This is a genomic window from Mucilaginibacter sp. (assembly GCF_025362475.1).
Classification (GTDB): Bacteria; Bacteroidota; Bacteroidia; order Sphingobacteriales; family Sphingobacteriaceae; genus Mucilaginibacter.
Map to the genome: position 1 here is coordinate 212506 of NZ_JANYGH010000065.1, position 14735 is coordinate 227240.

A 14735-nucleotide genomic window follows, 5' to 3' on the forward strand; every position below is an offset into this window, starting at 1 on the left:
AGTTTTTTTCGGGAATAGGTTTGCAATGCCATTTTGAAGGCAAACAAAGTCCCCTGCTAATCACTAACTGCGAACGGAAAGCCCACTGCCCATTGTTAACTGCAAACTAAAAAAATGCCCGGTAAACTATACTTAGTACCCACCCCAATTGGCAACCTGGAAGATATCACCTTCAGAGCGATTCGTGTATTGAAAGAGGTTGATCTGATCCTGGCCGAGGATACGCGAACATCTGCCCCCTTACTTAAACATTTTGATATTCATCAGAAAGTGTTTTCGCATCATCAGCATAATGAGCACCAGTCATCAAACGAGATAGTGAAATTTTTGCTGGAAGGAAAAAATATCGCGCTGATATCTGATGCCGGTACACCTGCCATATCCGACCCGGGCTTTTTCCTGGTTCGTGAAGCCTTAAAGTTTAATATTGATGTGGAATGTCTGCCCGGCGCTACGGCTTTTGTGCCAGCGTTGGTAAACTCCGGCTTCCCTACAGATAGGTTTTGTTTTGAGGGTTTTTTGCCATTGAAAAAAGGCAGGCAAACCCGGTATAAATTCCTGGCCCAGGAAGAGCGTACCATTATACTATATGAGTCGCCACATCGTTTATTGAAAACGCTGGATGAAATGGCTACTTATTTTGGTGCCGACAGGCAGATCTCGGTATCGCGCGAGCTAACTAAAATGTTCGAAGAAACCGTGAGGGGCACTGTTACCGAAGTGAAGCTGTATTTTGAAACGCATCCCTTAAAGGGCGAGTTTGTAATGTGTGTGGCAGGAGCCGAAGCAAAATCATCTAAAGATAAATACAGGGAAGAAGAAACCGAAGAATAAGCCGATTATGGAGATTTATTTGGATAGTGCAATAAAGCGATTTGCTTATTACAAAATGCTTGGGGAGCAAACCTTTGAGCAGTTGAATGATGCCGATTTATTTTGGCATTTCAATGATGAAAGCAATAGTATTGCCATTATAATTAAGCACCTATCCGGTAATATGCTGTCGCGATGGTCGGACTTTTTAAATGCCGACGGAGAGAAACCATGGCGCAAGAGAGATGCCGAGTTTGAAGATGAAATTAACACCCGCGCCGAACTGCTAAATATATGGAGTGAGGGTTGGGAATGCCTGTTTGCTGCATTAAGTTCAATAACGCCCGATGATTGGCAAAAAACTATTTATATCCGCAACGAACCACATAGCGTTGTAGATGCAATTAACAGGCAGCTGGCACATTATCCATATCACGTGGGGCAGATTGTGTTTATTGGAAAGATGATTGCCGGTTCAAAATGGAAATCGCTGTCAATCCCTAAAGGCGAATCAGAAACATTCAATGCAGCTAAATTTTCGGCCCCAAACGATACTATCAAATAAGACTACATTATACATTTAATGAAAAAAAATCTTCCCTTAGCCATACTTTCCGGCTTATTACTTTGGATAGCATGGCCGCCAACTCCTTACACTACCTTCCTGCTTTTTATTGGTTTTGTACCCATGCTGCTGGCGATGGAGAATATCATCGAATCAACAGCTGCAAAAAAGGGCCGACAGATTTTTAATGTAAGCTTTATCGGCTTTTTTGTTTGGAATACAGCATCTATATATTGGGTATACAACGCGCTTAAACAAGTTGGCAATTTAGTGGCCATACCTATTACATTAATACCATATGCGCTGGGGCCACTGCTGATGGCCACTGCTTGCTGGCTGTATTATCGCTTGCGGCTGTTAACCAACCGGGGTTGGAGCCTGGCCGGATTGGTTTGCCTTTGGATAGCCTACGAATACCTGCACCAAAGCTGGGACCTGAATTTTCCATGGATGACGCTGGGCAATGGCCTGGCGGTAACCCACCAATGGATTCAATGGTATGAATATACCGGGGTTTACGGCGGTACTATTTGGATATGGGCTGTAAACATCCTGGCCTTTTTAATTTACGTTGGGATGCGCGAAGTCCAACCCAAACAGGTTAGGCTTAAACTCATCACCGCTTTTGTGTTTACGTTGCTACTGCCAATAGGCTTTTCGTTAGTCACTTATTATAATTATACCGAGCAAAAAAATCCATCTAATATAGTTGCCGTTCAGCCTAATATTGATCCTTACGATAAGGAGGGCGTTATACCTGCTGCTTTGCAAATTGATGTGATGATTCACCTGTCGCGACAGATAGCCCAGCCCAATACCGAGTTTTTTTTATGGCCTGAAACTGCCATTCCTGAATATATGGACGAGGATAAGATCCTGCAAAATACATATTACAAACAGGCCCATTACTTTTTACGCAATTACAAAAACGGCAACCTGTTAACCGGGGCTGAAACCTACAAGCTATACAATACCCGCAAAACACCAACGGCCAGCCCAACCCAACAGCCAGACTTATTTGCAGATAATTTTAGCACGGCTATGAATATCGAAAACGGGGATAAAGTGCAGTTTTATCATAAATCGCGCCTGGTGCCGGGAGCAGAGTCATTACCTTTTGGCAATGCCCTATCGTTCTTAAAGCCGGTGTTTGAGCATTTGGGCGGTGCTACAGGTGCTTATGGTAGCCAGCCTGATGCAGAAGTTTTTTATTCGCAAAGCGGTATAGGCGTTGATCCGGTTATTTGTTTTGAATCAATCTGGGGGGGATACGTGGCCCGCTCTGTTAAAAAAGGGGCTCAGTTTATCGCCATTATTACCAATGATGGCTGGTGGGAAAATACGTCGGGAAAGGATCAGCACCTGGACTATGCCAAGTTACGTGCCATTGAAACCCGCAGATGGGTAGCGCGATCAGCAAATACAGGCATCTCGGCATTCATCAATCAGCGCGGCGATATTGTACAGCAAACCAAATGGTGGACAAAAACGGCCATCAAACAGGATATTAACCTTAACTCCGATCTTACCTTTTACGTTGAGCATGGCGATTATTTGCCAAAGGCTGGAAGTAGTATTGCGGTATTGCTGATGCTGTTTATTGTAATAAAGCCGCGGCTGAAAAAGAGGGCGATTGCAGCTTAAGGAAAATATAGAAACGTATTGTTTAGGCTAACTGCTCATTCCGTTTTAAGATAAACGCCATCAGATCACTGATGGGTTGCTTAATGATCTTGCCTGTTTTTACACCTTGCGTGTGGCAAAGCGCGGTAAGCTCTTCAGCAAAAAAATAGGCTATCGATCCTACAAAATGGCATTTGTATTTATGGTATTCAGGATATGATTTAATGTTGGTTTCGATGAATTCCAGTAAGCCCCGCTGTAAAACTTCCTGTCCGTACGGCGTGGTTTTAATCTCACTTACAAATTTGGAGAAGGATGCGAGGTAAGTGTTGCCGTTAGCCTTTTGATAAACATTTTTGATGGCGATATCCTTGTTCAGGTGATACGCTTCTTCAAACCGTTCATTGATCTCGGCAGGCATCCGGCCATATAAAAAATCGGTGATCAGGGTTTTGCCAAACCATGTACCAGATCCTTCATCGCCCAAAACATACCCCAGGCCATGTTGACCTTCAAATATCTCCTGTCCATCAAAAAAAGAGATGTTTGATCCAGTACCCATCACGCAACAAATGCCTTTTTCGTGGCCGCAAGTTGCATAAGCACAGCCCAAAAGGTCGCTATCAACAGAGACATAAGCTTTAGGGAAATGCAGGCTGATGGCATTCGATACAATTTCGTGCCTGTCCGGACTGGAGCAGCCGGCTCCAAAGAAATAAATTTCATCAATGCTATCGGCATAGGCAAGCATTCCCGGCGCCTGGTCATGAATTATTTTGGCTATTTCTTTTTCGCTTAAAAAGTACGGGTTTAACCCCGCTGTTTTAAAAGCTACCGGTTCCTGTTGAGGGATGTGTAGCAACCAGTCTGTTTTTGACGATCCGCTATCTGCTACTAAGATCATGCACTAAGTTCTTCAAGGGCTTTTGTGGTTAACGGCTTATGTATAAGTTGGGTAATGTATTTATTGTCAGCTGATTGTTGCATATCAGTTGGATCAAGCGAAGAAGAAAGCATAAATATTTTTATGTTCTCCTTATCAATTTCCAGCAAATCATATTCCTGCAAAAACTCAAACCCATCCATGGTAGGCATACGGATATCAAGAAAGATAACATCAGGCTTAACAATGCCAGACCTGAGTGAATCAATAGCCTCCGTTGGCGATTGACGCACAATTATCGTCTCGGCAAAATTGCTGGCCTCTAAAACCTTGCGCGTAACAAAGTTATCGATGTAGTTATCATCAATTAACAAGCAAATTTTGTAAGGGATAGACATACACCAAATATATGTGTTTTTACAAGTAAATTAAAAAATATGCTTTTTTATTGAATGTTTATGCTGTTTGTGATTTGTTTGAGGGTAATTTCTGCTTGTTTTGACTGGTATTGGGCTGCAAAAAACTTTGATTGTGCATCAAGGTAATTACGTTGAGCCTCCCGAATCTCGAGCGGGGTGATGTTGCCCAGCTTATATTTTTCCAATGAAATGTCAAGGTTTTTCTTGGCTATTACCACATTGGCCTGCCCCAGCTTGATCAGGTCAAGGCCCGATAGGTAGGAGGCATATAGGCTGTTCACCTGGGTTTCTACATTCAGCTGAATTTTTTTAGCGTTGATGTTTGCGTTGTCTATCTGGATTTTGGCGTTCCGTTCGCGGCGGGTTTGGTTAAAGCCATCAAAAATATTGATGGTGGCCGTTAAGCCATAATTTAAGCCATGGGTGTTTTGCTGCAAAGTAAAGCCTGCAGGTGTTTTATTATCGCTAAAAGTATAGCCCGATGTTACAGCCACCTGTGGATAACGGGTAGCGCGCACCTGTTTCAGGTTGATCTCGGCCAGTCGACGGTTTATTTGTGTAGATAATATAGTTGGGTTTTGTAATTGGGCGTTGGTTAAAATATCGCCCAACAGTAACTTTTCATCTACAACAATGGTATCTGCTACAGAAAAATCTGTTTGAAGATCGCGAACCAGGATCTGGTTGAGCAAAATTTTGGTGGTTTTAAACATCTGGAATTGCGTAACCAGGTTGGCGGTATCGGTATTTAAGTTTACCTGCGCGTTTAAAACATCCAGCTTTGATGCCCGGCCGACATGAAATTTATCATTGGCATAACGCAGTTGTGTGCGCGAAATATCAATGGCCCCCTTTAATGCTTTTATTTGTTCGTTTTGGCTGATGAGGTCATAGTAGGTACCTATCACGTTGGCAACGGTATTTTGTATGGTATCCTGCAAGCGTAAAGCGCCAAGTTTATCCAGTTGTTGCAACTGATCATAAGTGGCAAACATGTTAAAGCCATCAAAAATGGTCCAGTTAAGCGCAACGCCGTAATTGATACCAGAGTTTGCCGCATTGTGGATGTTATTCACCGAGCCGTCGCTACGGGTTTGTTTGGTGGTTTGCCTGCTGTTGGTAGATGCAAAATTGCCGTTCACCTGTGGTAAAATGCCCGCGTTGCCAAGTGTAACGTTGTTAGCGGCTATGGTTTTGTTGTTTTGCGATAGCTTGATGTTGTAATTGTTTTTCAAAGCTATTTCAACCGCGTCTTTTAATGTAAGCAGCGGTGCATCCTGCGCCCATGTGTTTATACCCAAAAAGGTACAGCAAAAAAACAGGAACGCTATTTTTTTAATGATCATATCGCTTAAAAATTTTCAATAAGTTTTGGTTTTTTCTCTGTTTTGATTTCTTCTTCCGGCTCCTCTTCAGGGTCGTGGCGTGTTTTTGAAGCAAAGATCACGTACATCATCGGAATGATGTATAGCGTTAATACCAGGGAAAATAACATACCACCCATGATTACTATACCCAGGGATACCCGGCTTTTTGCCCCGGCTCCCAGTGCAAACGCGATAGGTACAGAACCTAACACAACAGCCAAACTGGTCATTAAAATAGGGCGTAAGCGGGCGGTGGCTGCTTCAACGGCTGCTTCATATTTGCTGATGCCATGTTCCATCCGCTGGTTGGCAAATTCAACAATGAGGATACCATTTTTGGTTACCAGCCCCACCAGCGTAATTATCCCGATTTCGCTGAAAATATTAAGTGTTTGGTTAAATAGCCATAAGGACATGAACGCACCCGAAATAGCCAATGGCACGGTGAGCATCACGATGAAAGGGTCCATAAAGCTTTCAAATTGCGCCGCAAGTACCAGGTATATCAACAACAGGGCAAAGCCAAATGCAAACAGGATGTTTGATGATCCTTCCGCATAATCGCGCGATGGCCCGCTTAACGCGGTGCTGAATGTTTCATCAAGTAAGCTTTTAGAGATGCGGTCCATCTCGGCAATACCATCACCAACGGTTTTGCCTGGTGCTAAACCTGCCTGTACCGTGGCAGATTTGTAACGGTTAAAGTGGTAAATAGCCGGGGGGGTTGCACCTTCGGTAGTTTTTACCACGTTATCCAGCTGTACCAATCCGCCTTTGCTGCTGCGCACATAAACCGATCTCAGATCGAGCGGCTGATCGCGGTTGGCCCTGTCAACCTGGGCAATTACCTGATATTGCTTTCCGTTGATCAAAAAGTAATCTAAACGGCCTGCACTATAGTATAATTGTAAAGTTTGGGCAATGTCATCTACAGAAACCCCAAGGTCACGCGCCCGGTCACGGTCGGTAACCACCCTCAATTCGGGCTTGGTAAACTTAAGGTTCACATCCGTTCCCTGGAAAACCGGGCTTCGCGATACTTCTGCAAAAAACTTAGGCAATACGGCCCGGATCTTTTCAAAATCCTGATTCTGGATAACATATTGTACCGGCAATGAGGTACGCGCGCCGCTACCACCACCACTTATTGTTTGTTCCTGTACCACAATAGCGCGGGCATCGGGCATTTTACTCAGCTTTTTATTCATCCAGTCGGCAAGTTGCTGCTGTGTGCGCTCCCGTTTATCAGGAGCAACCAGGCCTATACGGCCAAAGCCAGAGTTGGCCGAGCCTCCACCACCAAAGGATGGAGAAACAATTTCAAGATTGATGTTAGCTTCGGGGATGGAGTCTTCAACGATGTTGGCCACCTTATCCATATATTTGGTCATGTACTCATAGGTGGCCCCCTCAGATCCGGTTACACTGTAGCGTAATAAGCTGCGGTCATCCAAAGGAGCAAGTTCTGATGGAATCACCTTAACAAGTACCCCGATAATAACTATCGATACGATCAGGATCACGAACGATACCCAGCGTACCTTCATAAACTTAACCAATGTTTCGGTATATGAATTGGTCATGTTAACGAAGAACGGCTCTGTTCTTTCGTAAAACTTAGATTTTTTGTTACTCTTGCGGATCAGCTTAACATTCAGCATCGGTGTTAATGACAGGGATACAAAGGCCGATATTAATACCGCCCCGGCAACTACTACCGCAAATTCCCGAAACAACCTGCCCGTAAAGCCCTGTAAAAACACGATGGGTAAAAATACTGCCGCCAATGTAACCGATGTGGATACTACCGCGAAAAAAATCTCGGCAGAACCTTCAAAGGCCGCTTTGCGTATTGCCATGCCGGCCTCTACTTTTTTGTAGATGTTTTCTGTTACAACAATACCATCATCCACCACCAGCCCCGTTGCCAGTACAATACCCAGCAGGGTTAATATGTTGATAGAAAAGCCGAAAACATACATAATAAAGAAAGCTCCAATCAATGATACCGGGATATCAATCAGCGGGCGAAAAGCGATCAGCCAATCTCTGAAGAACAGGTAGATAATGATAACTACCAGCACAAACGAGATAAGAAGTGTTTCCTGCACCTCGGTAATGGATTGATTGATGAACCGGGTATTATCCAGCGCCACTTTTACAGATATATCTGGTGGGAGATCTTTTTTGATCTGCTCCAGCCGCGTATAAAAATCTTTGGCTATCTGTACATAGTTAGCGCCGGGTTGTGGCACAAGGGCCAGGGCCACCATCGGCACCCCCGACTCTTTAAATATGGTTTCTTCATTTGCCGAACCTAAAACAGCATACCCAATATCGCTAAGGTGGATTACCCGGGTGCTATCGGCACGAATAATGAGGTTGTTAAAATCTTTTTCTGTTGATAATTTACCCAGGGCCCTGATGGTTACTTCGGTATTATTACCTTCAATTTTACCGGCTGGGAGCTCCACATTTTCCTTGGCCAGGGCCGCTCCAATATCGGTAGCGGTAAGGCCCAGGGCCGATAGCTTGGTGGGATCTATCCATAAGCGCATGGCATATTGCCGCTGGCCCTGTATGTTAATGGTACTTACACCGGGGATGGTTTGCAAGCCTTCCTGCAATACGTTCTCGGCATAGTCATCCAACTGGGTTATGTTACGGGTGTTACTGCTTACCGTAAGGGTAATTATCTGATCGGCGCTGGCATCGGCTTTGGTAACTACCGGCGGCGCATTTATATCCTGTGGCAGCTGGCGCTGTGCCTGCGCAACCTTATCGCGGACGTCGTTCGCGGCCGTTTCAAGGTCGGCATCAAGGTCAAACTCAACCGTGATATTACTTTGCCCAACAGAACTTGTTGAGGAAATATTACGGATTCCCGGTACGCCGTTGATGGATTTCTCCAAAGGCTCGGTTATCTGCGATTCAATTACATCCGCATTGGCGCCAGAGTAACTGGTGGATACAGAAATAATTGGCGGGTCAACCGAAGGGAAATCCCTAACTCCTAAAAATTTATAGCCTATGATACCAAATACAACAATAACCACAGACATTACTGTTGCCAATACCGGCCTTTTTATACTAACTGAGGATAAACTCATAATGGTTACTTAATAACTTTAATAATTTTTAAAGGAACTTTTGGTCGCATTTGTATAAGGCCCGATATTACAACACTATCGCCGGGCTTTAAGCCATCTATAACTTGTATTTTGGTATCGGTTCGCAGATCTGTTTTTACAGCCCTGGTAATAGCCATGCCATTTTGATAAACGTAAACTAAGCTGCTTTTTAAATCGGGTATAACAGCCTGCGTGGGTAACAGAATGGTTTTAGGGATCTGATCGAGCGTCAGGTTTATTTTAGCAAAGCCACCTGCAGTTAATGCGCCATTTGGATTGGGTGCTTTTGCGCGTACGGTAATAGTGCGCGAGTTAACATCTATAGATGGTTCAATGGCGTACACTGTGCCGGTAAAGTTTTCTCTTGAGCTCTCGACATTAAACCTCACTTTGCTGCCCACCCCAAGTATAGAAATGTACCTTTCAGGAACGGAAAAGGTAAGCTTTGCCGGATCAATATTTACAAGCTGCGCTATTGGTGAAGCCGGCGATAAATAACTACCCGGACTAACATTGCGTAAACCAATAGTGCCCGAAAATGGCGCACGGATCTCGGTTCTGCTTATCTGCGCTTTAATTACATCGGCAGCGGCTTTCAGGGTGTTTAGTGAAGTTAAAGATGTATCATATTCTTCCTGGCTGATGGCTTCTTTTTGCAGCAAGGCTTTATTGCGAAACTCTATTTGTTTGGCCAGTGCTACCTGGTATTGGTTTTGTGCCAGTGATGCCTCCAGGTCCTGGTTATAAACTTTAACCAAAAGTTGCCCTTTTTGTACTTTACTGCCCTCGTTGAAATAGATACCTGTAATGTTGCCGGCAGTCTGGCTTACCAGGTTCACCTTTTCGTTAGCATCAATGCTACCGGTTACATCAATAATATTGTTTACGGCGGTATCCTTTACAATCATGATGTTGACTGATACAGGGCCGTTTTTCTTTTTGCCACTTTTGCCGCCAGCGTTTGCCGCAGCGGTTTCTTTGGCTTTTTGGCTAAAAAACTTATTGTAAACTAAAAAAGCAACCAGCAAAGCCAGCGCTATGTAAATGATATACCTTGTTCTCATATTGTATTAATCATTTTGTGATTTTTAAAATTGGTTCGGTTGTTTGGGGTTTTATATTGGTTTGCATTTTTTGCAAAACGCTTTCAAAGATCTTCATTTCATGGGCCGAGATCCCTTTGGTGATATCTGAGTTAATGTGCTCAAATGTTGCCACTATTTGCGGTACGGCCAGTTTTGCTTTTTCGGTAACCCTAAGCAAATGTTCGCGCCGGTCAACGGGGTTGGTTTCGCGGTAAACAAAGCCTTTGGCGGTAAGCATATTAATGATGCTCACCATAGCCGATTTATCTTTATCCAATATCTGCGCCAATGCGTTTTGCGTAAGCTGCCCATCATGGTTGTATATCAGCGATAAAATAAAATGATACCGGGTAACATCAAGGTGGGCGGTATGCCTGGCCAGCACGTTAAGGTACAATTTACCTATGCGTATGAGTTTCCGGGATATGGGTTCAACTAACTTCATTTTAATATATGCCTGCAAACATAACCTGCTATAAAGATTAATAGTTGCATGTATCAACCATTTTACAAGTGCTTAAAGGGCAGATATTTTAAAAAACTATAATTTTTATAACTTGCGAGCATGAAACTAATTAAGCTGACCGCGACTGTATCATTAATTTTACTATTTATGAATTTATCTGCCAGTGAGGCTCAAACTACTGCAAACATATTTTACACTGTTTCTTTTCCTGAGGCGCAAGCCCACTATGCTGATATCGAAATGCATATAACAGGATTAAAGCAAAATGCACTCGACCTAAAAATGCCGGTTTGGACGCCGGGCTCATACCTGATAAGGGAATTTGCCAAAAATATTGAAGCTTTCAGTGCCAATATCAATGGCAAAATTGTGGCTTCGCCCAAGATCAATAAAAATACCTGGCGCATTAACACAAAAAATATAGACGAGGTAACAGTAAGGTACCGTGTTTACGCTAACGAAATATCAGTGCGTACCAGTTATATTGATGCCTCACATGCTTTTATGTCAACATCGGGGATATTTATTTACCCGGCTAACATGCTGCATTCGCCATCAACAATTACTATAAAACCTTATAAAGACTGGGCTATAGTTTCTACCAGTTTAGATATGGTAAACGGCGATCCGTTTGTAAGGCATTCACCTAATTTTGATATCCTGTTCGATTCACCTATCGAGGTAGGAAGTCAGGATGTTTTTGGTTTTGATGTATCGGGCGTTAAATACGAGGTGTGTATGTATGGTGGCGGTAATTATGATAAGGAGCGCCTTAAAAAAGATATGCATGCTATTGTGGAGCAAGAGGCCGCCATATTTGGCGAAAACCCTAATAAGCATTATACCTTTATAGTACACAATCACTTGCGTAGCGGGGGAGGTATTGAGCATTTAAGCTCAACAGTTTTAGGTGCATCGCGTGATAATTATAGTAACGAAAAAGGATACCAGGGTTTCCTGGGCCTGGTAGCTCATGAGCACTTTCACTTGTGGAATGTAAAACGCCTGAGGCCAATTGTTTTAGGACCGTTTGATTATGATAACGAGAATTATACTACTAACCTTTGGATAGCCGAAGGTTTTACAGAGTACTACCAGGAAATAGCCGTACGCCGTACTAACCTTTATCCGCCAGAAAACTACCTTGATCAAATAGCCAATGAGTTTAATGTGCTGGAAAACCTGCCGGGTAAAGATGTGCAGAGCGTGGCCGAATCGAGCTTTGATGCCTGGATCAAGGCCTATCGTCCTAATGAAAACTCCAACAATACTACTATATCCTATTATACAAAAGGGGCCATAATTGGCATGATGCTCGACCTGGAGATCATCAATAACTCAAACGGGAAACATTCGCTTGATGATGTGATGAAGTACATGTACATCACTTACTACAAAACTAAAAAACGCGGCTATACAGATGCCGAGTTTAAAAAGGCGTTTGAAATGTTTGCCGGTAAAAAGTTGGATGATTTTTATAAAAAATACATTAACGGCGTTGATCCGGTTGATTATAACAAATACCTGGGCTATGCAGGTTACAAAATAGTGGATGAACTGGCCGATAATAATGACGCGGCTCTTGGTGTAGTTACCGGTACAACAGCTGCTAAAAAAGTAATGGTTACCAATGTAATCCGCGGCACCGCGGCTTATATTGATGGTATTAACGTAAACGACGAAATAACAGCCATTGATGGAAACCCCATTACCGATGCATCTACCATGATAAACGGCAAAAAACCTGGGGATAAAATAGAGGTAACCGTAAACCGCGACGGCCAAAACATTACTTTGCCGGTTACCCTGCTAAGAAACGCAAGGGTAAAATATAAGATTGTATCAATAGATAACCCAACCATGCCGCAATTGGCTGTAAGAAAAAAGTGGTTGAGTTTGTAATTACGACTTAGAAAAATTTGAAGGCCGGCTGTTTATTCGCCGGCCTTTTTTTGTGTCTGGATGGTGGATTTGAAAAAACAGGACACCATCAAGCGCTAAAAACTTTTGAAATATATTTGAATTTTGTAAAGTTTGTTTTACATTTGGTAAGCCAAACTTTACAATTATGAAGCCATTATTCTTATTCCCTTATTGGGGCCGGTATTTAGGTTACTTTTTGGTATTTGTGCACATCCCTTTTGTATTGTACAAAAAACAGCTAATGGGTGTTCATGGGGACGAGGCGGATATGGGCATTTTTAATGGCCGGCACCTTTTTTTTATGTCGACCACTTTATTGATGGCCATTGGCTTATTCATTGCCGCATTTTCAAAAGAAAAAATTGAAGATGAACAAATAGTACAGTTACGGCTCGACTCGTTGCAATGGGCTGTGTATGTGAATTATTTGTTTTTAATCATCAGTTTGGTTTTTTCTACAGATACCGAGCATATCCTGTTTTTAAATTTACTGGTTCCCCTTGTGTTTTTTATTATCCGTTTCAGGTGGAAGATATTCCAGAATAACCGTTTAATTAAGGAATAAGTATAGTCATGAAAAACAATATTAGGGTAGAGCGGGCTATCAAAAACATTACCCAGGCCGACCTTGCTGAACGGGTAGGGGTATCGCGCCAAACTATAAACACCATTGAGAGCAACAAATACGTGCCATCAACTGTGCTGGCTATGAAAATAGCGCGGGTATTTGGCAAGGCCGTTGAAGATATTTTTACGTTGGATGACGAGGATTAATTAAACCGTATAATTATGAAAGACAAACCAATTTTTGCACCCATGCTGGCTATACCCAACGGGGTTACAGATATCAGCTTTTATATTAATGCTTTTGGGGCCGAAGAGCTACGCCGTTTCGGCAACGATGATGGCACTATTCATGTATCCGAACTATCCATCAATGGCGCGATGTTTCACCTGCATGAACAAACCCCATATTCTGGTTTTTTCAGTTTGGAAAAAAATAAGCCATCGGTAACTATAGGCCTTTTTGTAGATGATGTGCATGCGGTTATGGCGCAGGCTGTTGCTGCGGGAGCTACCATCAAATCTGCAGTGCAGGATTATGATTATGGCTACCGCCAGGGCGAGATTGTGGATCCGTTTGGCCACCGCTGGCAGATTCAGGCCGTTATTTGAGCAATAGATTAGAGTCAAGAATTAAGAGTCATGAATCAAGACAAAAAGGTATTTAGGCATATAAATTAACTCACCATGGCAAACGAACCTACCTATGGTAACGGCAAGATCTGTTACATCGAAATCCCCGCCAACGATGTCGGCGTATCATCGGCTTTTTTTGAAAAAACATTTGGCTGGCAAATCCGGACTAACAACGAGGGTTTTGCATCTTTTGATGACGGCGTTGGCCAGGTAAGCGGCATGTGGGTAACCGGGCGGGAGCCGATGACAACGGCGGGCCTGCTTATTTCCATTATGGTTGATGATGCGGAAGCTACGCTTTTGGCCATAGCAGCCAACGGCGGAACGGAGACCCAACCCATAGGAAAAGATTTCCCGGAGATCACCGCCCACTTTACCGACCCAGCGGGGAATTTATGGGGGATTTATCAGCATAGGGGATAGGAGTTAAGATGCTTAGAAGAGGTTTTTTTTGAAGCGGAAGCTTCAATACAACCATTTCTTTTCATCATCTGCACATTTGAAATCTGAAATTTGCACATTTGCACATGCGTTTCGATATCATTTCTGTTTTGCCCGGCTTGCTGGAAAGTCCATTTGCACACTCCATTTTGCAACGTGCCCAAAAAAAGGGCATCGCCGAAATTCACGTGCATAACCTGCGCGATTACTCTACCAGCAAACAAAAAAGCGTGGATGATTACCCTTACGGTGGTGGCAGTGGCATGGTGATGACCATCCCTCCCTTTGCGGCCTGCATCGAAAAGCTGAAAGCTGAAAGGGAGTATGATGAGGTGATATTTATGTCGCCTGATGGGGAGCGGCTTAACCAGGCTATTGCTAACCAGCTATCCAGCAAAGGGAATATCATTATTTTATGCGGACATTATAAAGGGATTGATCAGCGCATCCGTGATATTTATGTTACCCGTGAGATTTCAATCGGCGATTATGTGCTATCAGGAGGCGAGTTACCTGCCGCGGTTTTAGTGGATGCCATTGTTCGGTTGATCCCCGGTGTGTTAAGTGACGAAACGTCGGCCCTATCCGATTCGTTCCAGGACGATATGCTTGATGCTCCTGTATATACACGCCCTGCCGATTGGAATGGCTACAAGGTGCCTGATATCCTGCTAAGCGGCAACACGCCCGAAATTGAAAAATGGCGGTTTGAGCAGGCTTTGGAACGAACCAAAACCCGCAGGCCGGATTTGTTGGAGTAAAAATAAATTGGTGAGTAGTTGATTGGGTTGAATTAGGTGAGTGGTTAACTTGCCTTAA

At 43.4% G+C, this 14735-nt stretch carries 15 protein-coding genes; 9 read left to right on the forward strand and 6 right to left on the reverse strand.

From position 1 onward, the window contains the following. The first annotated feature begins 114 nt into the window (after nt 1-114). From rsmI to lnt, 3 genes are read left to right on the forward strand one after another with little or no spacing between them, the layout of a single operon-like run. Nucleotides 115-834 (forward strand): 16S rRNA (cytidine(1402)-2'-O)-methyltransferase, encoded by a 720-nt coding sequence (gene rsmI / locus Q0R88_RS22875; RefSeq protein WP_295720739.1) that lies wholly within the window; start codon nt 115-117, stop codon nt 832-834. Between the two features lie 7 nt (nt 835-841). Beyond that, a complete protein-coding gene (locus tag Q0R88_RS22880; protein ID WP_295720740.1) occupies nt 842-1378 on the forward strand; it encodes a DUF1572 domain-containing protein in 537 nt (178 codons plus the stop codon). An 18-nt stretch (nt 1379-1396) separates the two neighbouring features. Next, entirely contained in the window at nt 1397-3022 is a 1626-nt protein-coding gene (lnt, locus tag Q0R88_RS22885; RefSeq protein ID WP_295720741.1) for an apolipoprotein N-acyltransferase, read from the forward strand. Between the two features lie 22 nt (nt 3023-3044). Here the strand turns inward: lnt and Q0R88_RS22890 are convergent, their stop codons facing one another. From Q0R88_RS22890 to Q0R88_RS22915, 6 genes are read right to left on the reverse strand one after another with little or no spacing between them, the layout of a single operon-like run. Next, the gene (locus Q0R88_RS22890; protein WP_295720742.1) at nt 3045-3905 is read right to left on the reverse strand and encodes a BadF/BadG/BcrA/BcrD ATPase family protein; all 861 of its coding nucleotides are present in this window, start codon (nt 3903-3905) and stop codon (nt 3045-3047) included. After that, nucleotides 3902-4282: a response regulator gene (locus Q0R88_RS22895; RefSeq protein ID WP_295720743.1), complete on the reverse strand. Its 381-nt coding sequence runs from the start codon at nt 4280-4282 to the stop codon at nt 3902-3904. Before Q0R88_RS22895 ends, Q0R88_RS22890 begins: the two co-directional genes overlap by 4 nt. A gap of 47 nt (nt 4283-4329) precedes the next feature. Further along, the gene (locus Q0R88_RS22900) at nt 4330-5649 is read right to left on the reverse strand and encodes a TolC family protein (RefSeq protein WP_295720744.1); all 1320 of its coding nucleotides are present in this window, start codon (nt 5647-5649) and stop codon (nt 4330-4332) included. Nucleotides 5650-5654: 5 nt separating this feature from the next. Then, nucleotides 5655-8780, reverse strand: a complete 3126-nt coding sequence (locus Q0R88_RS22905) for an efflux RND transporter permease subunit (RefSeq protein WP_295720745.1) — start codon at nt 8778-8780, stop codon at nt 5655-5657. Between the two features lie 5 nt (nt 8781-8785). Further along, the gene (locus Q0R88_RS22910) at nt 8786-9865 is read right to left on the reverse strand and encodes an efflux RND transporter periplasmic adaptor subunit (RefSeq protein WP_295720746.1); all 1080 of its coding nucleotides are present in this window, start codon (nt 9863-9865) and stop codon (nt 8786-8788) included. A gap of 10 nt (nt 9866-9875) precedes the next feature. After that, a complete protein-coding gene (locus Q0R88_RS22915; RefSeq protein WP_295720747.1) occupies nt 9876-10331 on the reverse strand; it encodes a MarR family transcriptional regulator in 456 nt (151 codons plus the stop codon). A 120-nt stretch (nt 10332-10451) separates the two neighbouring features. On the opposite strand from Q0R88_RS22915, the gene Q0R88_RS22920 reads away from it, so the two are divergent. The 6 genes from Q0R88_RS22920 (at nt 10452) to trmD (ending at nt 14677) form a co-directional block, all read left to right on the forward strand. Further along, nucleotides 10452-12254 carry a PDZ domain-containing protein gene (locus Q0R88_RS22920; RefSeq protein WP_295720748.1) on the forward strand — a complete coding sequence of 601 codons (1803 nt, stop codon included), beginning with the start codon at nt 10452-10454 and terminating at the stop codon, nt 12252-12254. Between the two features lie 166 nt (nt 12255-12420). Then, on the forward strand, nt 12421-12840 hold the full coding sequence (locus Q0R88_RS22925) for a hypothetical protein (protein WP_295720749.1): 420 nt from the start codon (nt 12421-12423) through the stop codon (nt 12838-12840). Nucleotides 12841-12848: 8 nt separating this feature from the next. Beyond that, on the forward strand, nt 12849-13049 hold the full coding sequence (locus tag Q0R88_RS22930; protein ID WP_295720750.1) for a helix-turn-helix transcriptional regulator: 201 nt from the start codon (nt 12849-12851) through the stop codon (nt 13047-13049). A 15-nt stretch (nt 13050-13064) separates the two neighbouring features. Beyond that, nucleotides 13065-13451, forward strand: a complete 387-nt coding sequence (locus tag Q0R88_RS22935; RefSeq protein WP_295720751.1) for a VOC family protein — start codon at nt 13065-13067, stop codon at nt 13449-13451. A 75-nt stretch (nt 13452-13526) separates the two neighbouring features. Next, nucleotides 13527-13898: a VOC family protein gene (locus tag Q0R88_RS22940; RefSeq protein ID WP_295720752.1), complete on the forward strand. Its 372-nt coding sequence runs from the start codon at nt 13527-13529 to the stop codon at nt 13896-13898. 104 nt (nt 13899-14002) lie between these two features. Continuing rightward, nucleotides 14003-14677: a tRNA (guanosine(37)-N1)-methyltransferase TrmD gene (trmD, locus tag Q0R88_RS22945; RefSeq protein ID WP_295720753.1), complete on the forward strand. Its 675-nt coding sequence runs from the start codon at nt 14003-14005 to the stop codon at nt 14675-14677. The last annotated feature ends 58 nt before the right edge of the window (nt 14678-14735 follow it).